Origin of the sequence: Streptomyces sp. NPDC046870 (assembly GCF_040704595.1) — a bacterium.
GTDB classification, from domain to species: Bacteria; Actinomycetota; Actinomycetes; order Streptomycetales; family Streptomycetaceae; genus Streptomyces; species Streptomyces argyrophylli.
In genome coordinates, this window is the sequence record NZ_JBEYXM010000040.1 from 1 (window position 1) to 26,449 (window position 26,449).

Annotated in this window: 23 protein-coding genes, 1 pseudogene and 1 riboswitch; of the genes and pseudogenes, 19 read left to right on the forward strand and 5 right to left on the reverse strand. The window is 71.9% G+C overall.

Annotated elements, in window-relative coordinates:
* The 3 genes and pseudogenes from AB0946_RS39730 to AB0946_RS39740 all read left to right on the forward strand — a co-directional run.
* Window positions 1–227: pseudogene (locus AB0946_RS39730) on the forward strand (cytochrome ubiquinol oxidase subunit I); the annotation flags it as partial.
* Window positions 224–622 carry a cytochrome c oxidase subunit 4 gene (locus tag AB0946_RS39735; RefSeq protein WP_366765609.1) on the forward strand — a complete coding sequence of 133 codons (399 nt, stop codon included), beginning with the start codon at window positions 224–226 and terminating at the stop codon, window positions 620–622. The pseudogene AB0946_RS39730 and the gene AB0946_RS39735, both read left to right, overlap by 4 nt.
* Before the next feature lie 193 nt (window positions 623–815).
* A complete protein-coding gene (locus AB0946_RS39740; protein ID WP_366765610.1) occupies window positions 816–2,078 on the forward strand; it encodes an Ig-like domain-containing protein in 1,263 nt (420 codons plus the stop codon).
* Between the two features lie 236 nt (window positions 2,079–2,314).
* Here AB0946_RS39740 and AB0946_RS39745 read toward each other — a convergent pair whose 3' ends face one another.
* Window positions 2,315–2,716, reverse strand: a complete 402-nt coding sequence (locus AB0946_RS39745; protein WP_225809258.1) for a two-component system response regulator — start codon at window positions 2,714–2,716, stop codon at window positions 2,315–2,317.
* 166 nt (window positions 2,717–2,882) lie between these two features.
* On the opposite strand from AB0946_RS39745, the gene AB0946_RS39750 reads away from it, so the two are divergent.
* The 7 genes from AB0946_RS39750 (at window position 2,883) to AB0946_RS39780 (ending at window position 12,452) form a co-directional block, all read left to right on the forward strand.
* Window positions 2,883–3,503 (forward strand): heme-copper oxidase subunit III, encoded by a 621-nt coding sequence (locus AB0946_RS39750; protein WP_366765611.1) that lies wholly within the window; start codon window positions 2,883–2,885, stop codon window positions 3,501–3,503.
* A 62-nt stretch (window positions 3,504–3,565) separates the two neighbouring features.
* Window positions 3,566–4,378 (forward strand): c-type cytochrome, encoded by an 813-nt coding sequence (locus tag AB0946_RS39755; RefSeq protein ID WP_366751487.1) that lies wholly within the window; start codon window positions 3,566–3,568, stop codon window positions 4,376–4,378.
* Window positions 4,375–5,433, forward strand: coding sequence for a Rieske 2Fe-2S domain-containing protein (locus AB0946_RS39760; RefSeq protein WP_366765612.1), 1,059 nt, complete (start codon window positions 4,375–4,377; stop codon window positions 5,431–5,433). Before AB0946_RS39755 ends, AB0946_RS39760 begins: the two co-directional genes overlap by 4 nt.
* Window positions 5,430–7,067 (forward strand): cytochrome bc complex cytochrome b subunit, encoded by a 1,638-nt coding sequence (locus tag AB0946_RS39765; RefSeq protein ID WP_366765613.1) that lies wholly within the window; start codon window positions 5,430–5,432, stop codon window positions 7,065–7,067. The genes AB0946_RS39760 and AB0946_RS39765 overlap by 4 nt, the downstream gene beginning before the upstream one ends.
* A 121-nt stretch (window positions 7,068–7,188) precedes the next feature.
* Window positions 7,189–8,253, forward strand: coding sequence for an anthranilate phosphoribosyltransferase (gene trpD / locus AB0946_RS39770; RefSeq protein WP_366765614.1), 1,065 nt, complete (start codon window positions 7,189–7,191; stop codon window positions 8,251–8,253).
* Window positions 8,254–8,326: 73 nt separating this feature from the next.
* Window positions 8,327–8,444: riboswitch (SAM riboswitch) on the forward strand.
* Window positions 8,445–8,586: 142 nt separating this feature from the next.
* Window positions 8,587–9,948 carry an aminotransferase class V-fold PLP-dependent enzyme gene (locus AB0946_RS39775; RefSeq protein WP_366765615.1) on the forward strand — a complete coding sequence of 454 codons (1,362 nt, stop codon included), beginning with the start codon at window positions 8,587–8,589 and terminating at the stop codon, window positions 9,946–9,948.
* A 50-nt stretch (window positions 9,949–9,998) separates the two neighbouring features.
* Window positions 9,999–12,452: a PQQ-binding-like beta-propeller repeat protein gene (locus AB0946_RS39780; RefSeq protein WP_366765616.1), complete on the forward strand. Its 2,454-nt coding sequence runs from the start codon at window positions 9,999–10,001 to the stop codon at window positions 12,450–12,452.
* Window positions 12,453–12,477: 25 nt separating this feature from the next.
* On the opposite strand, the gene AB0946_RS39785 is transcribed toward AB0946_RS39780, so the two are convergent.
* Both AB0946_RS39785 and AB0946_RS39790 read right to left on the reverse strand, forming a co-directional pair.
* Window positions 12,478–12,759, reverse strand: a complete 282-nt coding sequence (locus AB0946_RS39785; protein ID WP_014672228.1) for an Lrp/AsnC ligand binding domain-containing protein — start codon at window positions 12,757–12,759, stop codon at window positions 12,478–12,480.
* Window positions 12,756–13,499, reverse strand: a complete 744-nt coding sequence (locus tag AB0946_RS39790) for a rhomboid family intramembrane serine protease (RefSeq protein WP_366765617.1) — start codon at window positions 13,497–13,499, stop codon at window positions 12,756–12,758. The genes AB0946_RS39785 and AB0946_RS39790 overlap by 4 nt, the downstream gene beginning before the upstream one ends.
* Before the next feature lie 152 nt (window positions 13,500–13,651).
* Between AB0946_RS39790 and AB0946_RS39795 the strand changes: the two genes are divergently transcribed.
* The 5 genes from AB0946_RS39795 to AB0946_RS39815 all read left to right on the forward strand — a co-directional run bounded on the left by AB0946_RS39795 (window position 13,652) and on the right by AB0946_RS39815 (window position 18,995).
* Window positions 13,652–13,891 (forward strand): hypothetical protein, encoded by a 240-nt coding sequence (locus AB0946_RS39795; protein WP_014672226.1) that lies wholly within the window; start codon window positions 13,652–13,654, stop codon window positions 13,889–13,891.
* A 47-nt stretch (window positions 13,892–13,938) separates the two neighbouring features.
* Window positions 13,939–15,282, forward strand: coding sequence for an NYN domain-containing protein (locus AB0946_RS39800; RefSeq protein ID WP_366765618.1), 1,344 nt, complete (start codon window positions 13,939–13,941; stop codon window positions 15,280–15,282).
* A gap of 211 nt (window positions 15,283–15,493) precedes the next feature.
* On the forward strand, window positions 15,494–16,534 hold the full coding sequence (locus tag AB0946_RS39805; protein ID WP_366765619.1) for an NlpC/P60 family protein: 1,041 nt from the start codon (window positions 15,494–15,496) through the stop codon (window positions 16,532–16,534).
* Between the two features lie 238 nt (window positions 16,535–16,772).
* Entirely contained in the window at window positions 16,773–17,780 is a 1,008-nt protein-coding gene (locus AB0946_RS39810) for an NlpC/P60 family protein (RefSeq protein ID WP_366765621.1), read from the forward strand.
* A gap of 27 nt (window positions 17,781–17,807) precedes the next feature.
* Window positions 17,808–18,995, forward strand: a complete 1,188-nt coding sequence (locus tag AB0946_RS39815) for a hypothetical protein (RefSeq protein WP_366765622.1) — start codon at window positions 17,808–17,810, stop codon at window positions 18,993–18,995.
* 37 nt (window positions 18,996–19,032) lie between these two features.
* Here AB0946_RS39815 and AB0946_RS39820 read toward each other — a convergent pair whose 3' ends face one another.
* A complete protein-coding gene (locus AB0946_RS39820; RefSeq protein ID WP_366765623.1) occupies window positions 19,033–20,268 on the reverse strand; it encodes a glycosyltransferase family 87 protein in 1,236 nt (411 codons plus the stop codon).
* A gap of 147 nt (window positions 20,269–20,415) precedes the next feature.
* Here AB0946_RS39820 and AB0946_RS39825 point away from each other — a divergent pair, with 147 nt between their 5' ends.
* Window positions 20,416–21,558, forward strand: coding sequence for a glycosyltransferase family 4 protein (locus AB0946_RS39825; protein WP_366765624.1), 1,143 nt, complete (start codon window positions 20,416–20,418; stop codon window positions 21,556–21,558).
* Between the two features lie 187 nt (window positions 21,559–21,745).
* On the opposite strand, the gene AB0946_RS39830 is transcribed toward AB0946_RS39825, so the two are convergent.
* Window positions 21,746–23,542 (reverse strand): AMP-dependent synthetase/ligase, encoded by a 1,797-nt coding sequence (locus tag AB0946_RS39830; RefSeq protein ID WP_366765625.1) that lies wholly within the window; start codon window positions 23,540–23,542, stop codon window positions 21,746–21,748.
* Between the two features lie 307 nt (window positions 23,543–23,849).
* Between AB0946_RS39830 and AB0946_RS39835 the strand changes: the two genes are divergently transcribed.
* From AB0946_RS39835 to AB0946_RS39845, 3 genes are all read left to right on the forward strand, one after another.
* Entirely contained in the window at window positions 23,850–24,647 is a 798-nt protein-coding gene (locus AB0946_RS39835; RefSeq protein ID WP_366765626.1) for a metallophosphoesterase, read from the forward strand.
* Between the two features lie 123 nt (window positions 24,648–24,770).
* Window positions 24,771–25,214: an SRPBCC family protein gene (locus tag AB0946_RS39840; RefSeq protein ID WP_366765628.1), complete on the forward strand. Its 444-nt coding sequence runs from the start codon at window positions 24,771–24,773 to the stop codon at window positions 25,212–25,214.
* A gap of 44 nt (window positions 25,215–25,258) precedes the next feature.
* The gene (locus AB0946_RS39845; RefSeq protein ID WP_366765629.1) at window positions 25,259–26,431 is read left to right on the forward strand and encodes an ArsA-related P-loop ATPase; all 1,173 of its coding nucleotides are present in this window, start codon (window positions 25,259–25,261) and stop codon (window positions 26,429–26,431) included.
* The last annotated feature ends 18 nt before the right edge of the window (window positions 26,432–26,449 follow it).

Genomic DNA, 26,449 nt, shown 5'->3' on the forward strand with positions numbered 1-26,449 from the left:
CCAAGTACGGCAAGCCGGTCGGCGTGGACGACCCGTGGGGCTACGGCCGTTCGCTGGAGTGGGCGACCTCCTGCCCGCCGCCCCGGCACAACTTCGTCACCCTGCCGCGGATCCGCAGCGAATCCCCGGCGTTCGACCTGCACCACCCTGAGATCGCCGCGCTCGAACAGCTCGAGCACGCCGGTCACGGCACCGCCGTCGCGGGCAGCAAGGAGGCCGGCAAGTGAAGATCCAGGGTCGGATGTTCGTCTGGCTGAGCGTCTTCATCCTGATCATGGCCATCGTGTATGGCGTGTGGTCGAAGGAGCCGGCCGGCACCACCGCGCTCTTCCTGGCCTTCGGCCTGAGCGTCATGATCGGCTTCTACCTGGGCTTCACCGCCCGGCGGGTCGACGCGGGCGCCCAGGACGACAAGGAGGCCGACGTCGCGGACGACGCGGGCGAGCTGGGCTTCTTCAGCCCGCACAGCTGGCAGCCGCTCATGCTGGGCTTCGGCGGCGCCGTCGCCTTCCTCAGCATCGCGGTCGGCTGGTGGCTGATCTACTTCGCCGCCCCGTTCATCGTGGTCGGGGTCTTCGGCTGGGTGTTCGAGTACTACCACGGTGAGAACCGCACCCAGTAGAACGCGCAGCGACGCGCCGGGAGCCCGGACCCTCCATCAGGGGGGTCCGGGCTCCCGGCTTTTCCGGCAGCTCCGGCGTCTCCTCCGCGCACCCCGCGCGTGCCCGGCGGGTGTCCTTCCGATGGCGCAGTGTCGTTCGCTCGTACGAGTTACCTGCCATGCCAGTAAGCTCTTCATCTCATAGCGTGATCATATGAACCACACTCCGCGGACCCGCACCGTCGTCAGCTGCGCGCTGCTGGTGACCGCCCTCGGCGCGGGCGTCACCGCTTGCGGTTCGGACGGCAACCCCCTGTCGGCCAGGCCGTACGACGCAGCGGGCCTGATCTCCTTCAACGGCCCCACCGAAGCGGGGAAGCGGGCCGACCCGGACAAACCCCTCGAGGTGACCGCCAACAGCGACGAGGGCCGCATCACGGATGTCACCGCCCAGGACGCCACAGGGCGCCATGTGGCGGGCGAACTCTCCGCCGACGGCAGCCGCTGGCACAGCACCTCCCCGCTGGCCGCCAACGCCCACTACACGGTCACGGTGAGCACCGAGGACGAGGACGGCGCGCCCGGCCGCAAGGTCCTCACGTTCGACACCAGCGGGCCCACCAGCAAGCAGCGCCTGAACGTCACGTTCGGGCCGGAGAAGGGCACGTACGGCGTCGGACAGCCGATCACGGCCCAGCTCGACCACGCGGTCAAGGACAAGGCGCAGCGCGCCGTCGTGGAACAGGCCCTGCGGGTGGACTCCACGCCGGCCGTGCAGGGCTCCTGGTACTGGGTCGGCGACAAGGAGCTGCACTACCGGCCCAAGGAGTACTGGCCCGCCCACGCCACCATCCAGGTGCACAGCAACCTGGAGGGCGTCCGGGTCGGCGACCGGCTGTGGGGCGGCGCGGCCAAGCCCCTGAAGATCACCACCGGTGACAGGATCGAGGCGGTCACGGACGCCGCCACGCACCAGATGACGGTCTACAAGAACGGCCGGGAGATCAACCAGATCCCCATCACGACGGGCAAGCCGGGCTTCGAGACCCGCAACGGCGTCAAGGTGGTCCTGGCCAAGCAGTACTTCGTACGCATGCGCGGCACCACGGTCGGCATCGCCGAGGGCAGCGCCGACTCCTACGACCTGCCGGTCTACTACGCCACCAGGGTCACCTGGTCCGGCGAGTACGTCCACGCCGCCCCCTGGTCGGTGGGCTCCCAAGGGGTGGCCAACGTCAGCCACGGCTGCACCGGCATGAGCACGTCCAACGCCGAGTGGTTCTTCGACACCGTCCGCGAGGGCGACATCGTCAAGGTCGTCAACTCCAACGGCGACGAGATGGAGCCCTTCGGCAACGGCTTCGGCGACTGGAACGTCGACTGGCAGAAATGGCGCAAGGGCAGCGCCCTCTTCAACGGCACACCGGACGGCCCGGCCCCGGGGGACGCGCTGCGCGTCCAGCCGGCGGCGGCGTGATGAAGGGGCGCGGGGAACCGTGCGAGGAGGACCCACCGGCCCGCACTCGCCCGGGAACCCGGCGCCCCGCCCCGCTCGGGCCTCTCGTCCGGCTCATGCCGGGCTCGCGGGCCCTGGCACCGCGCCTCGCCGCGTTGTCGTCGGTCGCCATGGCTCCGCCATGGCGCCCTCCTCCGCCTTGCGACGCACGGCACCGGACCCCGCTCCCTGATCCGGCCTGGTCCGAACGGAAGACCCTAGGCGCCCACCAGGCGCCGCTGCCGCAGCAGGGAGGCCAGGGCGGAGGCGAACTCCACCGGGTCCACCGGCAGGGTGACCGCCGCGTCGGCCCGGCTCCACGTGGCCAGCCACGCGTCCTGCGGCCGCCCCATCAGCAGCAGCACCGGCGGACAGTCGAACACCTCGTCCTTGATCTGCCGGCACACCCCCATGCCGCCCATCGGCACGGCCTCGCCGTCGAGCACGCAGACGTCGATGCCGCCCTTGTCCAGCTCCCGCAGCACCGCCTGCGGAGTCGCGCACTCCACGAACTCGACGAGGGGGACGTCGGGCGCCGGGCGGCGCCCGGCGGCCAGCCGTACTTGCTCGCGGGTGTTGGAGTCGTCGCTGTAGACCAGCACCGTGGCGGTCGGCTGCATTGTTCCTCCGAGACGTCAGCGTCGTACGGACAGGACGGGCGGGCCCGTTCCGGCGGATGTTACTCCCGCCATCGTCCCCATGAACACCACGTCAACACCGGTCCGCCGGGTGGCAACACTCCGAACGGCACCCCCCGGAGTGAGCGCGAGATAAGCGACCGACATAATGTCGGTCGTGGCGACAGCAACGACAGTAGAAACCGGGCACGCGCACCCGTCGGTCAACCGGCCGAACCTCACCAGCGTCGGAACCATCATCTGGCTGAGTTCCGAGCTGATGTTCTTCGCGGCCCTCTTCGCGATGTACTTCACCCTCCGGTCGGTGACCGGACCGGCTCACTGGAAGGAGATGGCGGAGGCACTGAATGTGCCCTTCTCCGCCACGAACACCACGATCCTGGTGCTCTCCTCCCTCACCTGCCAGCTCGGCGTGTTCGCGGCCGAGCGCGGCGATGTGAAGAAGCTCCGTGGCTGGTTCATCCTCACCTTCATCATGGGTGCGATCTTCATCGGCGGTCAGATCTTCGAGTACACGGAGCTGGTGAAGAAGGACGGCATCTCGCTGTCCTCCGACCCGTACGGCTCGGTGTTCTACCTGACCACCGGCTTCCACGGCCTGCACGTGACGGGCGGTCTCATCGCCTTCCTGCTGGTCCTCGGCCGCACCTACATGGCCAAGAGGTTCACCCACGAGCAGGCGACCGCCGCCATCGTCGTGTCCTACTACTGGCACTTCGTCGATGTCGTCTGGATCGGCCTCTTCGCCACGATCTACCTGATCAAGTAGCCGGGCCCGCTCCCGCACATCCAGAAGCACCGACGCAGAAGATCCTGACACCGGGGTAATCCGTGAAAAAGCTCTCCGCACGACGACGCCATCCGCTGGCGGCGGTCGTCGTCCTACTCCTCGCGCTGGCGGCCACTGGGGGGCTGTACGCCGCGTTCGCGCCCGCGGGCAAGGCGCAGGCCGATGAAACCTCCCAGTCCCTGACCATCAAGGAGGGCAAGAAGCTCTACGAGGTCGGCTGCGCCAGCTGCCACGGCACCGGTGGCCAGGGCTCCTCCGACGGCCCGAGCCTCGTCGGCGTGGGCGCCGCGGCCGTCGACTTCCAGGTCGGCACCGGCCGTATGCCCGCCGCCACCTCGCAGGGCGCCCAGATCCCGCGCAAGAAGAACATCTACTCGCAGGCCCAGATCGACCAGCTGGCCGCGTACGTCGCGTCGCTGGGCGCCGGCCCGGCCGTGCCCACGAAGCAGCAGTACGGCCCCGCGGGCGCGGACACCGCCAAGGGCGGCGAGCTGTTCCGCACCAACTGCGCGCAGTGCCACAACTTCACCGGCAAGGGCGGTGCCCTGACCAAGGGCAAGTTCGCGCCGAGCCTGGAGGGTGTCGCTCCGAAGCACATCTACGAGGCCATGCAGACGGGCCCGCAGAACATGCCGTCCTTCCCCGACACCACGCTGTCGGAGAAGAACAAGAAGGACATCATCGCGTACCTCAACGCGGTCAACGGCGACAAGACCGAGAACCCGGGTGGTCTGGAGCTGGGCGGCCTCGGGCCGGTCAGTGAGGGTCTGTTCGGCTGGATCTTCGGCCTCGGCACGCTCATCGTGGTCGCCGTCTGGGTCGCCGCTCGGACCGCAAAGGCCAAGAAGTCATGAGTAGCCAAGACATTCCAGAAGAGAACCTGCCCGCTGAGCAGGACCACGCGCACGGCGCGGTAGGGATCGCGGACGAGGAGAACCCGTTCGCGGACCCGGGGCTGCCGCCGCACGAGCACCGGATCCAGGACATCGACGAGCGGGCCGCCAAGCGGTCCGAGCGTGTGGTGGGCCTGCTGTTCACGGTGTCGATGCTGGCCACCATCGGCTTCATCGTCGCGTACCTGGCGGTCCCGCACGACAAGTCGATCTTCGTCTTCCCGATCGGTCACATCAACGCGCTGAACTTCGCGCTCGGTCTGACCCTCGGTGTGGCGCTGTTCTGCATCGGCGCGGGCGCGGTCCACTGGGCCCGCACCCTGATGTCCGACGTGGAGATCGCCGACGACCGTCACCCGATCGAGGCTCCCGCCGACGTCCGGGCGAAGGTCCACGAGGACTTCCGCCAGGGCGCCAAGGAGTCGGTGCTCGGCCGCCGCAAGCTGATCCGCAACACGATGTTCGGCGCGCTGGCCCTGGTGCCGCTCTCCGGCGTCATGCTGCTCGGCGGTCTCGGCCCGGCGCCGGGGACCAAGCTGCGCCACACCCTGTGGGCCAAGGGCAAGCGCCTGGTCAACATGAACACCAACCAGCCGCTGCGTCCCGAGGACGTCGCCGTCGGCTCGCTCACCTTCGCCAAGCCGGACGGCCTGGAGGAGCACTCCGAGGAGTTCCAGACGGAGATCGCCAAGGCCGCCCTGATGATCGTCCGGCTCCAGCCGGGCAACATCAAGGACAAGCGCGAGCTGGAGTGGTCGCACGAGGGCATCGTCGCGTACTCGAAGATCTGCACCCACGTCGGCTGCCCGATCTCCCTGTACGAGCAGCAGACGCACCACGTGCTGTGCCCGTGCCACCAGTCCACCTTCGACCTCTCCGACGGTGCCCGAGTGATCTTCGGCCCCGCCGGCCACGCCCTGCCGCAGCTGCGCATCGGTGTGGACAGTGAGGGTTACCTCCAGGCGCTCGGCGACTTCGAGGAGCCCGTCGGTCCTGCTTTCTGGGAGCGCGGATGAGTACTTCAGCGAACGAGACCTCCCGCTCCCGCGGGAAGGCACCCACCGGCGAGCGTCTCGCCGACTGGGCCGACGGCCGGCTCGGGATCTACTCCCTCGCCAAGGCCAACATGCGCAAGATCTTCCCCGACCACTGGTCGTTCATGTTGGGTGAGGTCTGCCTCTACAGCTTCATCATCATCATCCTGACGGGTGTCTACCTGACGCTGTTCTTCCACCCGTCGATGAACGAGGTGGAGTACCACGGCACGTACGTCCCGCTCCAGGGACAGCTGATGTCCGAGGCGTTCAGCTCGACCCTGCACATCTCCTTCGACGTGCGCGGCGGTCTGCTCATCCGGCAGATCCACCACTGGGGCGCGGTCGTCTTCATCGCCGGCATGTTCGTGCACATGATGCGCGTCTTCTTCACCGGCGCGTTCCGCAAGCCGCGTGAGATCAACTGGCTGTTCGGCTTCCTGCTGTTCGTCCTGGGCATGTTCACCGGTTTCACCGGTTACTCGCTCCCGGACGACCTGCTCTCCGGCACCGGTGTCCGCTTCATGGAGGGCGCGATCCTGTCCGTGCCGATCGTCGGCACGTACATCTCGTTCTTCCTCTTCGGCGGCGAGTTCCCGGGCGGCGACTTCGTGGCCCGCTTCTACTCGATCCACATCCTGCTGCTGCCGGGCATCATGCTGGGCCTGGTGGTGGGCCACCTGATCCTGGTCTTCTACCACAAGCACACGCAGTTCGCGGGTCCCGGCAAGACGAACAACAACGTCGTCGGCATGCCGCTGCTGCCGGTGTACATGGCGAAGGCCGGAGGCTTCTTCTTCCTGGTCTTCGGTGTGCTCGCGGCGCTCGCGGCCATCGCGCAGATCAACCCGATCTGGGCCATCGGCCCCTACCGTCCGGACCAGGTGTCCACCGGCGCCCAGCCGGACTGGTACATGGGTATGGCCGAGGGTCTGATCCGTGCCATGCCGGGCTGGGAGATCAACTTCTGGGGTCACACGCTGGTCCTGGGCGTGTTCATCCCGCTGATGCTGTTCGGCGTGATCCTCGCCGCGATCGCGGTCTACCCGTTCATCGAGGCCTGGGTCACCGGCGACAAGCGCGAGCACCACATCCTGGACCGCCCGCGCAACGCCCCGACCCGTACGGCGTTCGGTGTCGCCTGGCTGACCGTGTACTTCGTGATGCTGATCGGTGGTGGCAACGACATCTTCGCCACCCACTTCCACCTGTCGATCAACGCGGTCACCTGGTTCGTGCGGATCGCCTACTTCGTGGCCCCGGTCATCGCGTTCATCGTCACCAAGCGGATCTGCCTGGGCCTCCAGCGCCGCGACCGCGACAAGGTGCTGCACGGCCGCGAGACCGGCATCATCAAGCGGCTGCCGCACGGTGAGTTCATCGAGGTGCACGAGCCGCTGAGCCAGGAGCAGCTGCACACGCTCACCTCGCACGAGCAGTACCAGCCGGCCGAGATCGGTCCGACGGTCGACGAGAACGGGGTCGAGCGCAAGGTCCCGGCCTCGACGAAGCTGCGGGCGAAGCTGTCCAACGCCTACTTCGGCGAGGACAACCAGATCCCGAAGCCGACCGTCGAGGAGTACAAGGAGATCACGAGCGGCCACGGCCACCACTGATCACCGCGTCGCCACGCCACGTTGAAGGGCCCCGTCCGGGTTGCGGACGGGGCCCTTCAGCGTGCCGTCCGGCTGGATAGGGTGGTGTACGACGTAGCAGGAACTGTTCGAGGAGCGGCTGATGAGCGCTGTGACCCCCGCTGGAGGCGACACCGCGGCGGGCCGCTCCTGGCCCGCCCTGCTGAACGGTCTGCTGGACGGCCGGGACCTGTCCGCCGACGACACCGCCTGGGCGATGGACCTGATCATGCGCGGGGAGGCGACCGACGCGCAGATCGCCGGGTTCATGGTGGCGCTGCGGGCCAAGGGCGAGACGGTCCAGGAGATCACCGGACTGGTACGGACGATGTACGCGCACGCGAACGTCATCGAGGTGCCCGGCCCGGCCGTCGACATCGTCGGCACCGGCGGCGACGGCGCCAAGACGGTGAACATCTCCACCATGTCCTCGATCGTCGTCGCGGGCGCGGGGGCGAAGGTCGTCAAGCACGGCAACCGCGCCGCGTCCTCGGCCTCCGGCTCCTCCGACGTCCTGGAGAAGCTGGGCATCAACCTCAACCTGACCCCGCAGCGGGTGGCCGAGGTGGCCGAGGAAGCCGGCATCACCATCTGCTTCGCGGTGCGGTTCCACCCGTCGCTGCGTCACGTCGCCGCCGCGCGCGGTCAGTTGGGCATCCGGACCACCTTCAACGTGCTGGGCCCGCTGACCAACCCCGCCCAGGTGCGGTCGCAGGCCGTCGGCGTCGCGGATCCCCGCATGGCGCCGATCGTCGCCGGTGTCCTCGCCGAGCGGGGCAACTCCGCGCTGGTCTTCCGGGGCGACGACGGCCTGGACGAGCTGACCGTCACCGCCGCCTCCCGGGTGTGGGTGGTCCGGGACGGCAAGGTCACGGAGGAGGTCTTCGACCCGCGCGACGTCGGCATCGACCTCGTCCCCGTGGACGCCCTGCGTGGTGCCGACGCGTCCTACAACGCCGAGGTCGCCCGCCGGCTGCTGGACGGCGAGCGGGGAGCCGTACGGGACGCCGTCCTGCTGAACTCGGCGGCCGCGCTGGTGGCCCTTGAGCCGACGGACGCGCCGCTCACCGAACAGATCCGCGCGGGCATGGCGCGGGCCGCGGAGTCCATCGACTCGGGCGCGGCCAAGCGCACCCTGGAGCGCTGGGTGGCCGTCAGCAACGCCTGACGCCCCCGGGAGCCGTCCCGCGATCCGGACACGGGTTGCGGGACGACGATCACTTCAGTACGTTCCTGTACCAGGTCATGAGTGACAGTCATGAGGCCCCGGCCGACTGTCCGGCAACCCTCCGTCCGTGGCGGGGTGCCCCGGGTGAAGACCAGGTCGTACGGCAGCAAGGCCTACGGCAAGCGCGGACCCCTCACACACCAGGGGTCCTGGTCGTTCGAGGGAGCCTTCCGTGAGCAAGCGAATGCGTTAGGGCCGCAGAGCCCCGCCTCCGCACAGCCCTTCGCAGCACTTTTCTGCATTTCTCCGCATTCCTGTCACGGGAGTTCCGTCATGTCTGTCTTCACCGCTGCCGCCAACCAGTCTGTTTGCACCCCTCTGCCCGTTCTGGGCCGTGATGTCACCGTCCCGCTGGTCACCGGCGGCGAGGTCAGCTACGCCGCCCTGGACTACGCGGCCAGCGCCCCCGCCCTCCAGCGCGTCTGGGACGACGTCGCCGCGTACGCCCCGTACTACGGCAGTGTCCACCGCGGTGCCGGCTACCTCTCCCAGCTCTCCACCGACCTGTTCGAGAACGCCCGCAGGACGGTCGCCGACTTCCTCGGCTGCCGCCCGGCCGACCAGGTGGTCTTCACCCGGTCGACCACCGACTCCCTCAACCTGCTGGCCCGGGCGGTCCCGGCCGACTGCCAGGTCTTCGTCTTCGAGACCGAGCACCACGCCTCGCTGCTGCCCTGGCAGGACGCGCGGGTCACCTACCTCGACGCCCCGCGCACCCCGCGGCAGGCCGTGCAGACCCTGGAGCGGGCCCTGGCCGGCCGGGACCCCCACGGCCCGGCCCTGGTCTGCGTCACCGGCGCCTCCAACGTCACCGGCGAGCTGTGGCCGGTGCGTGAACTGGCCGCCGCCGCGCACGCCCACGGCGCCCGCATCGTCCTGGACGCGGCCCAGCTGGCCCCGCACCACCCGGTGGACCTCCGCGAGCTGGACGTCGACTGGGTCGCCTTCTCCGGCCACAAGCTGTACGCCCCCTTCGGCTCCGGCGTCCTGGCCGGCCGCGCCGACTGGCTCCAGGCGGCCGCGCCGTACCTCGCGGGCGGCGGCGCCAGCCGCAAGGTCACCCGGCGCGAGGACGGCGGTGTGGCCGTCGAGTGGCACGAGACGGCGGCCCGCCACGAGGCCGGCTCCCCGAACGTCATCGGCGCCTACGCCATCGCCTCCGCCTGCAAGGCCCTCACCGAGGCCGGCTGGGACACCCTCGTCGCCCGCGAACAGCACCTGATCGCCAAGGTCCGCGAGGGCCTGGCCGAGGTGCCCGGGGTGCGCGTGCTGTCCCTCTTCGGCGACGACGCGCCGCGCGTCGGCGTGATCTCCTTCGTCGTCGAGGGCTGGAACAGCTCGCACTTCGCCGCCGCGCTCTCCGCCGAGTACGGCATCGGCGTCCGCGACGGCCTCTTCTGCGCCCACCCCCTGGTCCGCACCCTGCTCGGCAGCGACCCGCAGACCCAGGGCGAGTGCGGCGCCCCCGAGGCGGCCCCGGGCGAGAAGTCCCTCAACGCCATCCGCGTCAGCTTCGGCGCGGGCACGCCGGACGAGCACGTGGAGCGCTTCGTGAACGCCGTCGGGGAACTGGTGGCGCAGGGCGCGAAGTGGCAGTACCGCACGGAGGACGGTCGTTGCGTGCCCGCGGTCTGAACCGCGCTATAACCTCCCCTTGACACCACGTCGGACAGGGGGACACCGGAGTGCAGCCGCTGCGCGCCACGGATCCGCGCCACATCGGCCCGTACACCACCACGCACAGACTGGGCGCGGGCGGCATGGGCGAGGTCTACCTCGCCGAGTCCCGCACCGGGCTGCGGCTCGCGGTGAAGGTCGTACGGGCCGAGCACGCCGAGGACCGCACCTTCCGCGCCCGCTTCCGCCACGAGGTCCGCGCCGCCCAGACCGTCGGTGGCGCGGACACCTACACCGCACGGGTCGTCGACGCCGACACCGAGGCCGAACGGCCCTGGATGGCGACGGAGTTCGTGTCCGGACCGAACCTGCGGGACGCCGTGCTCGACCACGGCGCGCTGCCGCGCCCCGCGGTCCGGATCCTCGCCGGCGCGCTCGGCGAGGCGCTGGCGGCCATCCACGCCAAGGGGCTGGTCCACCGCGACCTGAAGCCGTCGAACATCCTGCTGGGCCCGGACGGGCCCCGGGTCATCGACTTCGGGATCGTCCGGGCGCTGGAGGCCACCTCGCTGACCCGCACCGGAGCGGTCGTCGGCTCGGTCGGCTACGTCTCGCCGGAGCAGATCCGCAACGGCGGCCAGGTCGGCCCGCCCAGCGACGTCTTCTCCCTCGGCGCGGTCCTCGCGTACGCGGCGGCCGGCCGGGAGCCGTTCGGCGAGGGCCAGGACTCGGTGGTGCTGCTGCGCATCCTCACCCGCGACTTCGACCTGTCCGGCGTCCCGGAGGACATCCGCCCGCTGGTGACGGCCTGTCTGCACGAGGACCCGCTGGAGCGCCCGGAGCCGGCGGCGGTGGTGGCGGGCGCCGGGTTCGCCCCGGACACCCTGCGCGCCGCCGTCCGCCCGGGCTGGTACGGCCCCGCCTCCCCGCCCCGCCCCACCCCGGACGACCGCCCCAGCGGCGTGGAGTACCTGGCCCCGCACCCCACCACCGACTCGGCGGACCCGCCTGCCCGCGCCACCCCGGCCGACCCGGCATTGGCAGCCACCCCCGGTGGCCCGGCGACGGTGACCACGGGCGACTCGACGGCTCCCGCGACCTTGGCGGACTCGGCAACCCGTGCCACCCTGGCCGACCCGGCATTGGCAGCCACCCCTGGCACCCCCGATGGCCCGGCGGCGACCGCGGGCGATTCGACGGCTCCCGCGACCCCGGCGGACTCGGCAACCCGTGCCGCCTCGTCCGGCTCGGCGGGTTCGGCGGCCCTGGAGGGCTCGGCCGGCCCCGGCGCCCGCGGTGACTCGGCGCGGACGGCCACCTCCAGCGGTTCGGCCGGCTCGGACACCGTCACCACTCCGAGCCGCCGTCCGGGTGCCGTGGCTCCCGGGCGGCGGCGGCTTCTCACGGCCCTTGCCGGGGGAGCCGTGGCCGTGGCCGGGGTGGGGGTGGGCGGCCGGCTGTGGGGGTCGTTCGGTACCGAGAGCGGTGGCGGCAGCGACCGCTCACCGGCCCCGTCCGCCGACCGCACGGACCGGGCGGCGGCGGTGCTGCGCTGGCAGTACGACCTCGGCGGCATCGGCGGCCTGGACGGGGCCTGCTGCGCGCTCTCCCCGGACGGTGCCGTCGTCTACGCGGGCACCTCCGGAGGTGTGCTGCACGCGGTCTCCCGGAACGGGGCCAGGCGCTGGAAGGTCCGGCTCGGCGACGACGTCTCCACGCCCGTCGCCACCCGGGACGCCGTGTACTGCGTGGTGGGCCTGCACTCCGAGGACGAGCGCCGGCTGACCGCGGTGAGCCCGTCCGGCAGCCCGCTGTGGACCCGCACCCTCGGCGACCGGCGGTACGGCGTTCCCGTCCTGCTCGGCCAGGACGTCCTCGTCTCCGTCGGCGGCACGGACACGGGCGGGCTGCGCTGCTACGCCTCCGACGGCAGCGAGAAATGGACCGCCAAGACCCCGGCCGGCCCCACCGGCATCCCGCTCGTCTCGGCCGGGACCGTCTGCACGGGCAGCTACGGCGACGTCCTGCTGGCATTGGACGCCCGGGACGGTTCGCGCAAGTGGCAGGTGGTGTCCGCCGGCACCGACGTCACCGTCCTCGCTCTCGCGGGCACCACCCTGTTCACGGACTCCGCCGCCGAACGCCAGGGCTTCCGCGTCTCGGACGGGCGGCGGCTGTGGCGCAGGGAGGACGACGGCGGGATCCTCACCGGGGGCAGCCGTACGCTGGCCGTCGGCACCGAACAGGACGGCGTCTACGCCGTCCGGGCGGCCGACGGCTCCCGTGCCTGGAGGTACGGTCTCGAGGGCGGCACGGCCTACCCCCGCGTGGTGGTGGCCGGCGACACGGTGTACGCGCGGGCGGGCGAGCGGGTCTGTGCGCTGGACCTCGACGGGAAGAAGCGCTGGAACGCGGTCCTGGGCCGGGACGCGGGCGACGACCAGCACACCCCGGTCGTGCGCGGCGGCCGGCTCTACGTCCCTTCGGGCGGCGGGATCGCCGCGGTGGACGTGAGCGCGTAGCCGTTCCGCCGGCCGTCCGGACCGGTCAGTTGTCGAGGCCGATCGCGAACGCGGCCTCCAGGTCGTGCTGGGAGTAGGTGCGGAACGCGACGTGCGTGTCCGTGGCCTCCACCCCGGGGATCTTGCTGATCCGCCCCGGAATGATCTCGGCGAGATCCTCGTGCTCCCGCACCCGGACCATCGCGATCAGGTCGTAGGTACCGGTGACGGAGAACACCTCGCTCACCGAATCCAGCGAAGCGATCCGCTCCGCGATCTCGGGGATCCGGTCCACGCTGGTCTTGATCAGGACGATCGCGGTGATCACGGCTGTGTCTCTCCCTCGGTGACCGGAGCTGGGGCGGCTTTCACTCTAGTCCCACGGCCGTAACGCACCCACGCGTAGCCGAAGCCCAGCCCGAACCCCACCAGGTGCGCCAGATACGCCACCCCGGGACCGTCGGAGGCGCGCCCCGCGGCGAGCCACTGCAGGGCCGCCCAGGACGGCAGCACCACCCACGCCGGGAAGCGCAGCGGCAGGAAGAACAGGAACGGCAGGAGACTGGTCACACGGGCGCGGGGGAAGAGGAAGAGGAACGCTCCGAGGACCGCCGAGACCGCCCCGGAGGCGCCGACCAGCGACTGCTCGGAGGCCGCGTTGGCCGCCGCGTACCCCAGCAGGGCGAGGTAGCCGCAGCCGACGTAGAACAGGGTGAACTCCACCCGGCCCATCCGTTCCTCGGTCATCGCCCCGAAGACGAAGAGGAAGAGCATGTTGCCGAGCAGGTGCACCCAGCTGCCGTGCACGAACAGTGCGGTGGCCGGGGTGAGCGCGGCCCCGGCGGGGCCGTCGAACAGCTCGGCGGGCACCACGCCCCAGTGCCGGAAGTACGCCCGCTGCGCGGCGAGCAGCGCGTCCCCCGAGCCGTACCCGGGGACCAGTCCGGAGGCCGGGCCGAGGGCGAAGACCAGACCGCACAGGACGATGAGGCCGTACGTCACCGGTGCCGAGGTGCCCCGGACCGCTCTGAGTGTCCTGCCGGCCGCCGTGCTCCAGGTGCTGATCATGACTACAGAGCATGACGTAACGGGACGCTTGCTGACAGACCGCCTCGCCGCCGTGGACGGACGGGCGGCGGGCGCCCGGCAGGCCGTAGGGTTACGGCCACACGCGTCGGGGGACGGCGCGGACCGATACGAGAAGGAAGAGAACAGTCACCATGACGGTTCCCCTGCCGACGGCCACGACACGATGGCGCTGCACCCTGTGCGGCAACCTGACGCGCTTCGACGTGACCCGCTCGTCCAAGGTCGTCGAGTACGTCCACCTCGACCTGGCGGGCGAGCCGACGGTGGAGGAGCGCGAGGTGGTCAGTGAGACCATCGAATCGGTGCGCTGCCGCTGGTGCAACGCGGTGGACCAGGTGGAACTCGTGGACAGGCCGGGCGCCGGCTCCTGAGCGGAGCGGCCCCCGGAGAGGCTTATTCCGGTATTGGGGTGTGACGGATGGCGGAGACCGCAGGCGGGGGGCCGGGCGACGGCACCGCCGAGGTGCTTGACCGTCCGCTGCCCGACGGCGTGCGCAAGCGGGTCGTGCAGATCGTCTCGGACGGCTTCGGCGGGCTGACCGTGGCGGAACTGCCCGCCCAGCTCAGGCAGTACGCCCGGTTCACCCCCAGTCGCCGGGCGAAGTTCGCCGGCAACGCGATGGCGGCGGCGCTGGAGACCGACGCCGTGTTCCGGCAGCGGATCGGGGAGCGGTTCAAAGAGGCGCAGCCGGAACTCGCCGGTGCCCTCGACGCCGGCTCCCCGCCCCCGGCCGCGGACCCGCTCGACGTGGCGGCCGCCGCCTATGTGCTGCGCCCGGCGGGCTGGGTGAAGCTGGTCACCGCGGCCGGCGAGGAGGCACTGCGCGCGCACGCCGAGCGCGCCGACGAGGAGAACCGGGCCGAGCTGGAGCGGCTGCGCGCGGAGCTGGCGCAGGCCCGCGACCACACCCGCGCCGAGACCGATCGGCTGCGCACGGAGCTCGAGTCGGCGAAGAAGGAAGCGGAATCGCTTCACCGCAAGCTGCGCGCCGCCCTCAGTGACGTCAAACGCGGCGAGGCCGCGCTGCGCAAGGCGCAGGGCGAATTGGACGCCGTACGCGCCGAGGCGCAGGCGCAGGTGTCGGCCGCGGAGAGCGAGTCCCGGCGGCTCAAGGCCCGTCTGGGCGAGGCCGAGGCCGCGCTGGAGGCGACCCGCCGGGCGGCCCGGGAGGGCCGCAGCGTGGAGGACATGCGGGTGCGGCTGCTGCTCGACACCCTGCTGGACGCGACCCAGGGGCTGCGGCGTGAACTGGCCCTGCCGCCGGTGTCCGTGCGCCCGGCCGAGACGGTGGACGCGGTCGAACCGGGCCGGATGACACCGAAGGACATCGCGGCGCGCGCCCTGTCGGAGCACGATCCGGCCATTCTCGATCAACTGCTCGCCCTGCCGCAGGCGCACCTGGTCGTCGACGGCTACAACGTGACCAAGACCGGCTATCCGCAGATGCCGCTGGAGAAGCAGCGGCTGCGGCTGCTGGGCCAGCTCTCCGCGCTCGCCGCGCAGACCGGGGCTGAGGTGACGTGTGTCTTCGACGGCGCGGAACTGGCCGCGCCGGTGCTGCTCGCGCCGCCGCGCGGGGTGCGGGTGCTGTTCTCCAAGCCGGGTGTCACGGCGGACGAGCTGATCCGCCAGCTGGTGCGCGCGGAGCCGCCGGGCCGTCCCGTCATCGTCGCCTCCACCGACCGGGAGGTGGCCGACGGGGTCGCGAAGGCGGGTGCCCGACCCGTGGCCTCTGCGGTGCTTCTGAAGCGACTGTCCTGAAGGTCCAAGGGACGTGGGCGATGCCCGAATTGGCCGCATCGTCACGCGACGTAGGGTCAACCGGCTCTCACTGCAGGTGAGTTGTGTGCAAAGAATGCACGGTGTGACGAGTTTTTTTGCTGTGGGATTTGAACTGATCACAACGAGGTCACTAGGGTCTGGGCTCGAACCTCCGAACGGGTGATCACTCACAAGAAGGAGTTCGTCCTCCGTGGCGTCCCACCGTCGACCCAAGCAGCCGAGTCGCACCCGTGTGACCGTGCTGACCACCGCAGCCGCCGCTGCCGTCGCGCTCAGCGCGAACGCCGCCAACGCCGCCCCCAGCGAGAAGCTGAGCAAGGACGAGGTGAAGGCGAAGGTCGACAAGCTCTACGAGCAGGCCGAGCAGGCGACCGAGAAGTACAACGGCGCCAAGGAGAAGCAGCAGAAGCTGCAGAAGGAAATCTCCACCATCCAGGACAACGTCGCCCGCGGCCAGGAGGAGCTCAACAAGCTCCGCGACGGCCTGGGTTCGCTGGCCACCGCCCAGTACCGCTCCGGCGGCATCGACGCCTCGGTCCAGCTCTTCCTGTCGTCCAACCCGGACGACTACCTCGACAAGGCGTCCACCCTCGACCAGTTGAGCAGCCAGCAGGTCGACGCGCTGAAGAAGATCCAGGACAAACAGCGCGAACTCGCCCAGGAGCGGGCGGAGGCCACCGAGAAGCTCAAGGACCTCTCCGCCACCCGCACCGAGCTGGGCAACAAGAAGAAGGAAGTCCAGAACAAGCTCGCCGAGGCGCAGAAGCTGCTGAACTCCCTGACCGCCAAGGAGAAGGCGCAGCTCGCCGAGGAGCAGCAGCGCGCCAACCGCTCCTCCAACGAGCGCGTGGACCTCGGCGACGCCCCGCCCGCCTCCGGGTTCGCCCAGGCGGCCTTCTCCGCCGCCCAGACCCGGCTCGGCTCGCCCTACGTCTACGGCGCCACCGGCCCCTCCTCCTTCGACTGCTCGGGCCTGACCTCCTGGGCGTACGCCCAGGCCGGCGTCTCCATCCCGCGCACCTCCGAGGCGCAGGCGCAGATCGGCACGAGGATCTACAACCAGAGCGACCTCAAGATCGGCGACCTGGTCTTCTTCTTCAACGACATCCACCACGTCGGCCTCTACGCGGGCAACGGCCGCATCCTGCACGCCCCGCGCACCGGCACGGTCGTCCGGTACGAGTCCATGTCGACCATCGGTGGCCCGTTCATGTTCGGCGTCCGGGTCTGACACCCGTCGACACACGGACACGGTGACGCCCGAACGGGCGAATCACCGGAACCCGAACTGACTCCACGCCCCGCCGGTGACCTGCGTCAGCGGCGGGGCGTCACCCTGTGTTGACTCCGGGGTCTTTGGTCCGGGCCGGTCCGCACGGCTACTGTCTGCCGCGTTTCCCCGGCGCCGGGGCCTCCCCGTCCCCAGGCGCCGGGGAAACGGTCTGTGTCCGCCAGCAGTTAGGACTGCCGTGGGGTCCCACCGTCGCCTTGCCCCGTCCGGATTCGACCGGGGTGCCGTCGCCCTGTGCGTGCTGTCGGCCGCCGCCGCGCTCGGCGCCGTACCGGCGCAGGCGGCACCGGGTGCCGACACCCGGGCCGAGGTGGACCGCCTGTACGAGGAGGCGGAGAAGGCGACCCAGGCCTTCGACAAGGCGGACGAGCGCGCCGGCCGGCTGCGCCGGGAGGTCCGGGACGCCCAGGACCACATCGCCCGGCAGCAGCAGCGCGTCAACGACCTGCGGGAGCAGCTGGGTTCGCTGGCCGGCGCCCAGTACCGCTCCGGTGGCATCGATCCGACGGTCGCCCTGCTCTTCGCCGCGGACCCCGACGACTACCTGGACAAGGCGTCCACGCTCGACCGCATCGGCACCCGGCAGGCCCGCCGGCTGGGGGAGTTGCAGTCGGCGCTGCGCGACCTCGCCCAGGAGCGCGCGGAGGCGGCCGGGAAACTCGCCGAGCTGGAGAAGAGCCGCCAGGCCGTGGCCGCGCACAAGCGGACCGTGGAGCGGAAGCTGGCCCGGGCCCGGCGGCTGCTCGGCACCCTGCCCGCCGCCGACCGCGCGGCCTACACCCGGGCCTCCCGTGACAGCCGCGCCGACCTGCCCGGCCTGCGCGGTCTCCCCGCCCCCGACGGCCGCGCCGCCGCCGCCCTGGCCGCCGCCCGCGCCGCCCTCGGCCGTCCCTACGTGTGGGGCGCCAACGGCCCCTCAGGCTTCGACTGTTCGGGCCTGATGCAGTGGGCGTACGCGCACGCCGGCGTCCACCTGCCGCGCACCTCGCAGGAGCAGCGGTTCGCCGGCCGTCAGGTGCCGCTCTCCCAGGCGCGCCCCGGGGACCTGGTCGTCTACCGCTCCGACGCCAGCCACGTGGCGATGTACGCCGGCAACGGCCAGGTCATCCACGCCCCCTATCCCGGTGCTCCGGTGCGCTACGACCCGGTCGGGATGATGCCGGTCTCCTCGATCACCCGGCCCTGACCGCCCTCCTCGCCGTACGATCGGGAAATGGCTGGTCGCAGACGGGTGTGGGAGAGCGGGGCCGTGGGGCTCGCGCTGCTGGCGCCGCTGACCGGGTGCGGCGGGCACACGGTGACCGACTCCGCGCGGGCCGAGGTGCAGCGGGTGCTCGACCGGCGCGCGGCGGCCCTGCTCGGCCACGACGAGACGGCGTACGCCGCGACCGGCACCCGCACCGGGTACACCCGGCTGCGCGCCCTCCCGCTGTCGTCCTGGAGCTACCGGGTCACCGCCCTGCGCCGCACTTCCTCGGGGGCCACCGCCGACGCCGACCTGCGCTACCGCGTCGCCGGTTACGACAAGGCCCCCGTCGACGCCCCCCGCACCCTCACCCTGGGCCGCGCGGCCGACGGCCACTGGTACGTCACCGCCGACGAGCCCGCCCGGAAGGCCGGGCAGCAGCTGTGGGACCAGGGCACGGTGACCGTGGTCAGGGGCGCGCACAGCCTGGTGCTCGGCGCCGGGGGGTCCGCCGCCGGCCTGCGGCCGTACGCGCGGCTGGCCGACCGGGCGGTCCCGGCCGTCTCCGGGGCCTGGGGCCGGGACTGGAGCCGCCGGATCGTCGTACTCGTCCCCCCCTCCCTGGAGGGCATGGCGGCGCTGCTGGGCTCTCCCGCCGGGAACTACCGGGGCATCGCGGCCGTCACCACGGGCGAGACGGGCGGCTCCGGCCGGTCGCCGGCGGACCGGGTGCTGGTCAACCCGGAGGCGTACGCCGTGCTCGGGGACGCCGGGAAGCAGGTCGTCCTCACCCACGAGACGACCCATGTCGCCACCCGGGCGGACACCACCGCCGCCACCCCTCTGTGGCTGTCCGAGGGCTACGCCGACTGGATCGGCTACCTGGGCACCGGCCGCACCCCGGCCGAGATCGCGCCGGAGCTGGCCCGGGCGGTCCGGGACGGCGAGGTGCCCGACGCGCTCCCCGGTGACGGGGACTTCGCCTTCACCCGCGAGCCGACCCGGCTGGCACGGGCCTACGAGGGCGGCTGGCTGGCCTGCCGGATGATCGCCGAGCGGTGGGGCGCGGACCGGCTCGCCGCCTTCTACCGGGCCGTCGGCGCCCACGGCAAGCGGGCGGGCGCGGTGCGACAGGCCCTGCGGAAGGTGCTCGGGACGACACCGGAGGAGTTCACCGCGAGCTGGCGCGCCTACCTCACGAGCCGCCTCGGCTGAGCACGGCGTCCCGCCCGGAGCCCCTCGCCGCCCGGACTCAGGAGGACACCGGGGTCTCCTGCGCGTGGGTGGGCCGGGGCGGGAAGGGGGCGGTGGCGGGCGGCGGCGCGGTCGCGCGCCACAGCCGCCGGGCCGCCATGACGGTGGCCGCGACCAGCAGCCCGTTGCGCACCACCAGCAGCGTGACCCCGTACCAGTCGCTCGTCACCACGTGCGAGAAGCCGAGCGGGAACTCCAGCACCGTCACGAAGGATGCGAGGAGACAGAGCAGCGCGGGCGGTCCCATGCGGCTCGCCCGGTACGAGACGCAGACGGCGGCCAGGCCGATCAGCCACACCAGGTACTGCGGGCTGATCACCCGGCTGGTCACCGTGAACAGCAGCACCGCCGTCAGGGCCGCGTCGGCGAGGGTGTGCGGCGCGAACCGGGTCGCGCGCAGCCGCCACAGCAGCAGCCAGCCGAACGCGGCCCCGGTCAGCGCCAGCGCGGCCGTGCTGACCTGGTCGACGTGCGGGCCCAGGAACTCGATCGAGCCGTAGTTCAGCAGCACCTCGCCCCGCCAGCCGAAGTGCCGGGCCACGTGGAAGACCAGGGAGCCCAGCGACTCCACCTCGGTGCCCCGGTCCCGCTGGAAGGTCAGGAACGCGAAGGCGCCCGGCATGGACACCGAGAACAGCAGGGCGAGGCCGGCCGCGGTCACCACCGCCGACGCCCACGCCCGCCGCCGCACGGCACCGACCAGCAGCAGCGCCGGCCACACCTTCAGCAGCGCCCCGAAGGCGGTCAGGGCGCCCATCACCCGCGGGTGCCGGGTCCCGGCCAGCAGCGCCGCCACGGCCACCGCGGTCACCATCACGTCGTAGCGGGCGTACACCGTCGGCCCGAGCAGCGGTACGCCCGCCACCCACGCCCAGGCCCCGCGCGGCGACCGGTCCGGCCGCCCGCCCGCGTACCGCAGCAGGGCCAGCACGACGGCGTCGGCGAGGCAGGCCAGCACGAAGAAGGCGTGCGCGTACGACAGGAAGGGCAGGACGCCGGGGGAGAGGACGGGAAGGGCCGCGGCGGGCGGGTACTGCCAGGTCACGTCGTCCAGCGGAAACGTTCCTTGGCGCAGGACCTCGTACCAGCCGCGGTAGATCACCGACACGTCCGAGGTGACGTCCGGGCCCGGGAAGGCGAACACCCGGAACACGAACAGCAGCAGCACCGCACGGGTGACGGCCCAGGTCGCGAGCAGCCATGCCAGGGACCGCCCGGCACCCTTCGTCTCCACCTGATCCCCCTGCCGTCCGCTTCCCGCGTCGATCGCCGTGCCGTCCGCATCCGCGGCGAGCGTCCATGATGGCGTGCACACCTGTGCGCATGCCACAGGCTCGGCCGCTCCCGGCCTCGAACGCCCCGTTCGGTAGGGTCGGCGGCGATGCACAAGACCCTGATCGTCACCAACGACTTCCCGCCCCGGCCGGGCGGCATCCAGGCCTTCCTGCACAACATGGCGCTGCGCCTGGACCCCGGCCGGCTGGTCGTCTACGCCTCCACCTGGAAGCACGGCCGGGAGGGCGCCGAGGCCACCGCCGCCTTCGACGCCGAGCAGCCCTTCACCGTCGTACGCGACCGTACGACCATGCTGCTGCCCACCCCGCGGGCCACCCGGCGCGCCGTCGGGCTGCTCCGGGAGCACGGGTGCACCTCCGTCTGGTTCGGTGCGGCGGCACCGCTGGGCCTGATGGCGCCGGCGCTGCGCAGGGCCGGCGCCGAGCGGCTGGTGGCCACCACCCACGGCCACGAGGCCGGCTGGGCCCAGTTGCCCGCCGCCCGGCAGCTGCTGCGCCGGATCGGCGAGTCCACGGACACGATCACCTACCTCGGCGAGTACACCCGCTCCCGGATAGCGACCGCCCTCACACCGGAGGCGGCCTCGCGGATGGCGCAGCTGCCGCCGGGGGTCGACGAGAAGACCTTCCACCCGGCCTCCGGCGGCGACGCCGTCCGCGCCCGGCTCGGCCTCACCGACCGCCCGGTGGTGGTCTGCGTCTCCCGGCTGGTCCCGCGCAAGGGCCAGGACACCCTGATCCGGGCCATGCCCCGCATCCTGGCCGCCGAGCCGGACACCGTCCTGCTCATCGTCGGCGGCGGACCGTACGAGAAGGACCTGCGCCGCCTCGCCCACGAGACGGGGGTCGCCGGCTCGGTGCGCTTCACGGGCGCCGTGCCCTGGGCCGAGCTGCCCGCGCACTACGGTGCCGGGGACGTCTTCGCGATGCCCTGCCGCACCCGGCGCGGCGGCCTGGACGTGGAGGGCCTCGGCATCGTCTACCTGGAGGCGTCGGCGACCGGCCTGCCGGTCGTCGCGGGCGACTCGGGCGGCGCCCCGGACGCGGTCCTGGAGGGCGAGACGGGCTGGGTGGTCCGGGGCGGCTCGGTGGAGCAGACCGCCGAACGGATCGTGGCCCTGCTGGCCGACGCCGGACTGCGCCGCCGCATGGGGGAGCGGGGCCGCCGGTGGGTGGAGGAGAAGTGGCGCTGGGACCTGCTGGCGGAGCGGCTGAGGACGTTGCTCTGACACGACGCGGCCCACGCGACGATCCACCGGCCGCACGTCACCGACGGCTCGCTCGACCCGGGGCCGATCGGCGTGAACCCCTTCGTCACCGGCGCGGCCCTCGCCGAACGCACCGTGGCGCGGGTCCTCGCCGAGGACAACGCGCCATGAGGCACCGTCCGGACCACCGGGCGCGCACCGCCGCCGGTCACTTGGCGTAGATCGCCTCGATCTCGTCCGAGTAGTCCTTCGCCACCACGTTCCGCTTCAGCTTCAGCGACGGGGTGAGGTGGCCCGACTCCTCCGTGAACTGGGAGGGCAGAATGCGGAACTTCCGCACCGATTCCGCCTTGGACACCGCGGCGTTGCCGTCGTCCACGGCCGCCTGGATCGCGGCGTTCAGATCCGGGTCGTCCTTCAGCGACGCCGCGGTGGACCCCGCCGGCTTGCCGTGCTCGGCGCACCAGCGGCCCAGGAACTCCTCGTCGAGGGTGACCAGCGCCCCCACGAACGGCCGCCCGTCGCCCACCACCATGCACTCCGCGACCAGCGCGTGCGCCCGGATGCGGTCCTCGATCACCGCCGGGGCCACGTTCTTGCCGCCCGCCGTGACGATGATCTCCTTCTTCCGGCCGGTGATCCTCAGATAGCCGTCCTCGTCGAGGGTGCCGATGTCACCGGTGTGGAACCAGCCGTCGGCCAGCGCCTCCGCGGTCGCGGCCGGGTTGTTCCAGTACTCCTTGAACAGGTGCTCGCCGTGCAGCAGCACCTCGCCGTCGTCCGCTATCCGCACCACCGAGCCGGGCAGCGGCTGTCCGACCGTGCCGATCTTCTGCCGGTCCCACGGGTTGAACGCGGTCGCCGCGCAGGACTCGGTCAGGCCGTAGCCCTCCAGCACCGTGAAGCCGATGCCCCGGAAGAAGTGCCCGAGCCGCTCGCCCAGCGGGGCACCGCCGGAGATGGCGTACTCGCCCCGGCCGCCCAGGACCGCGCGCAGCTTGCTGTAGACCAGCTTGTCGAAGACCCTGTGCTTGAGCTTCAGGCCGAACGACGGGCCCGACGGGCTGTCCAGCGCCTTGCTGTAGGCGATGGCGGTGTCCGCCGCCTTGTCGAAGATCGCGCCCTTGCCGTCCGCCTGAGCCTTCGCCCGCGCCGAGTTGTAGACCTTCTCGAAGACCCGCGGCACGCCGAGGATCAGCGTCGGCCGGAACGCGGCCAGCTCGTCGGTGAGGTTCTTGATGTCCGGGACGCAGCCCAGCTTGATCGGCGCCATCATCGGCGCCACCTGCACCAGCCGCCCGAAGACGTGCGCGAGCGGCAGGAAGAGCAGGACGGAGCACTCACCGGTGCGGAACAGCGGGCGAAGCCGCTCCACGACGTTCCCGCACTCGGCGAAGAAGCTGCGGTGGGTGAGGACACAGCCCTTGGGGCGCCCCGTCGTGCCGCTGGTGTAGACGATGGTCGCCGGGTCGTCGGCCTTGGCGAGCGAGCTGCGCTCCTCCACCGCCTGGTCCGACACGTCCTGGCCGAGCCGGGCCAGCTCCGCCACGCCCCCGGCCTCGATCTGCCAGAGGTGCTTCAGCGCGGGCAGCGACTCGCGCACCGCCTCCACGGCCGCCGTGTGGCCGTCCAGCTCCGTCACGCAGGCGGTGGCACCCGAGTCGGACAGGATCCACCGCACCTGCTCCGGCGAGCTGGTCTCGTACACGGGCACGGTGATGGCGCCCGCGCTCCAGATCGCGAAGTCCAGGAGCGTCCACTCGTACCGCGTCCGCGACATCAGGCCCACCCGGTCGCCCGGCTGCACCCCGGAGGCGATGAGGCCCTTGGCGGCGGTGCGCACCTCGGCCAGGAACTCCCGCGCGGTCACGTCCTGCCAGGCGCCCGCGGCCTTGCGGGCGATGACGGCGACGTCGGGATGCTGCGCGGCGTTTCTGCGGACGATGTCGGTCAGATTCCCGTCCGCGGGGACCTCGTACAAAGCCGGAAGGCTGAACTCGCGCAAGACTGCTGCTCCTCATAGGGCGCCGGCGCCACGACGTTGTGCGATGCGACGGTGCGGTCCAAGGCTCGGGCAAGTGCTCCGGAACAACATGAGGATTCACATGTTGAAATCCTGAGCACGACTGGACTGCCCGGACGTTACCCGCCGGTATGGCGTCTACGACAGGGGGTCCAGGCGAGATGTTCGCTGCGTCACACAGGTGGGCGTTCCTTCGCGCACAGTAGTCCACGGCCGAACCGACCGGCGAGTAACCGCAGGCCGGCCCCGCACTGTTCACCTGGACCGCACACGCCTACGCTTGATCGGCATGGCATCCACACGTTCCGGCGCCCGGCGGACCCGCGTCCATGTGGTCAGCGACGTGCACGGCAACGCCCGTGACCTGGCCCGGGCCGGGGACGGTGCCGACGCCCTGATCTGCCTCGGCGACCTCGTCCTCTTCCTCGACTACGCCGACCACGCGCGCGGGATCTTCCCCGACCTGTTCGGCGAGGAGAACGCCGACCGCATCGTCGAGCTGCGCACCGCCCGCCGCTTCGAGGAGGCCCGCGCGTTCGGCGCCCGGCTGTGGGCCGGGATCGGCGCCGACCGGGCCACGGCCATCGAGAAGGCCGTGCGCAAGCAGTACGCCGAGCTGTTCGCCGCGTTCCCCACCCCGACGTACGCCACCTACGGAAACGTCGACATGCCGACACTCTGGCCGGAGTACGCCCGGCCCGGCACCACGGTCCTCGACGGCCAGCGGGCCGAGATCGGCGGGTGGACCTTCGGCTTCGTCGGCGGGGGCCTGCGCACCCCGATGCGGACCCCCTACGAAATCGGCGACGAGGAGTACGCGGCGAAGATCGAGGCCGTCGGCGAGGTCGACGTGCTGTGCACCCACATCCCGCCGGAGGTGCCCGAACTGGTCTACGACACCGTGGCCCGCCGCTTCGAGCGCGGCAGCCGGGCCCTGCTGGACGCCATCCGCCGCACCCGGCCCCGGTACGCCCTGTTCGGGCACGTGCACCAGCCGCTGGTGCGCCGGATGCGGATCGGCGCCACCGAGTGCGTGAACGTGGGCCACTTCGCCGGGACCGGCACGCCCTGGGCACTCGAATGGTGAGGCCGGGCAGGCGGGGTGAAGGCGGCGGGCCTGCGGCGCGGTAGCCTTCACGCTGCACACACGTGCGCAGCCCGGCGCACACGAACCTCTCCCACCCGGCCCGCATCTGGAGGAGCCACCGCGATGGCGGAACACACCAGTTCGAGCATCACGATCGAGGCCGCTCCGGCCGACGTCATGGCGGTGATCGCCGACTTCGCGCGCTACCCGGACTGGACCGGTGAGGTGAAGGAGGCGGACGTCCTCGCCACGGACGAGCAGGGCCGCGCCGAACGGGTCCGCCTCGTCATGGACGCCGGCGCCATCAAGGACGACCAGACCCTCGCCTACACCTGGACCGGCGACCGCGAGGTCTCCTGGACCCTCGTCAAGTCCCAGATGCTCCGTTCCCTCGACGGCTCCTACCTGCTGAAGCCGGCCGGCGCGGGCGCCACCGAGGTCACCTACCAGCTCACGGTCGACGTCAAGATCCCCATGCTGGGCATGATCAAGCGCAAGGCGGAGAAGGTCATCATCGACCGGGCGCTGGCGGGTCTGAAGAAGAGGGTCGAGTCGGGGGAGGAGTAGACGGCTCCGTCCACCCCCCGCGCGCGGCGGTACCGTTCACCGTCATGCGCACCATCCTGATCACGGGCCCCGGCGGCAGCGGTCGTACGACCGTGGCCGCCGCCACCGCGCTCGAAGCCGCCCGCGAGGGCCACCGCACCCTCCTGCTGAGCGCCGATCGCACGGACACCCCCGGCACGGCCCTGGGCACCGCGACAGGACCGGTTCCCACCGAGGTCACCCCGCACCTGTGCGCCTGGCGGCCGGACGCCGCCGAACGCTTCCGCCAGGACCTCACCGCCTTCCAGTCCCGCGCCGCGAGCGTCCTCGACCTCCTCGGCGCCGCCCGCCTGGACGCCGAGGAGGTCACCCCGCTGCCCGGCGCGGAGGAACTGTCCTTCCTGCGCGCGCTGCGGGACGCGGCCCTGTCCGAGCGCTACGACCTCCTCGTCGTCGACCTCCCGCCCCTCCCGCAGGCCCTCGCCCTGCTCGCCCTGCCCGAGGAACTGCGCCGCTACCTGCGCCGCCTCCTGCCCCCCGAACGGCAGGCCGCCCGCGCCCTGCGCCCGGTCCTCGGCCGGCTCGCCGGCGTGCCCATGCCCGCCGACTGGCTCTACGAGACGGCGGCCCGCTGGGACGTCGAACTGGCCGCCGTCGAGGCCGTCCTCACCGACCGGAACACCGCCGTGCGCCTGGTCGCCGAGCCCGGCCCGGCCGGCGCCGACGCCGTCCGCACCGCCACCCTCGGCCTCGCCCTGCGCGCCCTGCGCACCGAGTCCCTGATCGCCAGCCGCGTCCTGCCCGACACCGCCCCCGACAGCTGGCTCTCCCCGCTCCTGGCCCAGCAGCGCAAGGCGCTCGCCGACTGGCAGGAGTCCTACGACGTCCACCCCGTCCCGCACCTCGGCCACGACCCGCACGGCCCGGACGACCTCACCGCCCTCGCGGTGCCCGGCGTCAACCCGGCGACCACCCCGGTCGGGTGGCCCGTCACCGACCGGCTCGCGGAGGACGGCGTGCTGGTGTGGCACCTCCCGCTGCCCGGCGCGATACGGGACGAGCTGGACCTCGTCCGGCGCGGCGACGAACTCCTGATCACCGCGGGCCCGTTCCGCCGCATCGTCGCGCTGCCCTCCGCCCTGCGCCGCTGCACCGTCGCCGGCGCCGGGCTCCGGGAGGGCGAGCTGCGCATCCGGTTCGCCCCGGACCCCGATCTGTGGCCCGCCGCCGGACGGTGAACGGGTACGCCCGTTCGG

Bases quoted from the DNA above. Each gene is read 5' to 3' on its own strand.
- AB0946_RS39765 (WP_366765613.1), top strand. From the start codon at position 5,430: ATGAGTACTTCAGCGAACGAGACCTCCCGCTCCCGCGGGAAGGCACCC.
- AB0946_RS39840 (WP_366765628.1), top strand. From the start codon at position 24,771: ATGGCGGAACACACCAGTTCGAGCATCACGATCGAGGCCGCTCCGGCC.
- AB0946_RS39750 (WP_366765611.1), top strand. From the start codon at position 2,883: ATGTCGGTCGTGGCGACAGCAACGACAGTAGAAACCGGGCACGCGCAC.
- AB0946_RS39845 (WP_366765629.1), top strand. From the start codon at position 25,259: ATGCGCACCATCCTGATCACGGGCCCCGGCGGCAGCGGTCGTACGACC.
- AB0946_RS39790 (WP_366765617.1), bottom strand. From the start codon at position 13,499: ATGATCAGCACCTGGAGCACGGCGGCCGGCAGGACACTCAGAGCGGTC.
- AB0946_RS39760 (WP_366765612.1), top strand. From the start codon at position 4,375: ATGAGTAGCCAAGACATTCCAGAAGAGAACCTGCCCGCTGAGCAGGAC.
- AB0946_RS39740 (WP_366765610.1), top strand. From the start codon at position 816: ATGAACCACACTCCGCGGACCCGCACCGTCGTCAGCTGCGCGCTGCTG.
- AB0946_RS39795 (WP_014672226.1), top strand. From the start codon at position 13,652: ATGACGGTTCCCCTGCCGACGGCCACGACACGATGGCGCTGCACCCTG.
- AB0946_RS39835 (WP_366765626.1), top strand. From the start codon at position 23,850: ATGGCATCCACACGTTCCGGCGCCCGGCGGACCCGCGTCCATGTGGTC.
- AB0946_RS39745 (WP_225809258.1), bottom strand. From the start codon at position 2,716: ATGCAGCCGACCGCCACGGTGCTGGTCTACAGCGACGACTCCAACACC.
- trpD (WP_366765614.1), top strand. From the start codon at position 7,189: ATGAGCGCTGTGACCCCCGCTGGAGGCGACACCGCGGCGGGCCGCTCC.
- AB0946_RS39815 (WP_366765622.1), top strand. From the start codon at position 17,808: ATGGCTGGTCGCAGACGGGTGTGGGAGAGCGGGGCCGTGGGGCTCGCG.
- AB0946_RS39775 (WP_366765615.1), top strand. From the start codon at position 8,587: ATGTCTGTCTTCACCGCTGCCGCCAACCAGTCTGTTTGCACCCCTCTG.
- AB0946_RS39825 (WP_366765624.1), top strand. From the start codon at position 20,416: ATGCACAAGACCCTGATCGTCACCAACGACTTCCCGCCCCGGCCGGGC.
- AB0946_RS39800 (WP_366765618.1), top strand. From the start codon at position 13,939: ATGGCGGAGACCGCAGGCGGGGGGCCGGGCGACGGCACCGCCGAGGTG.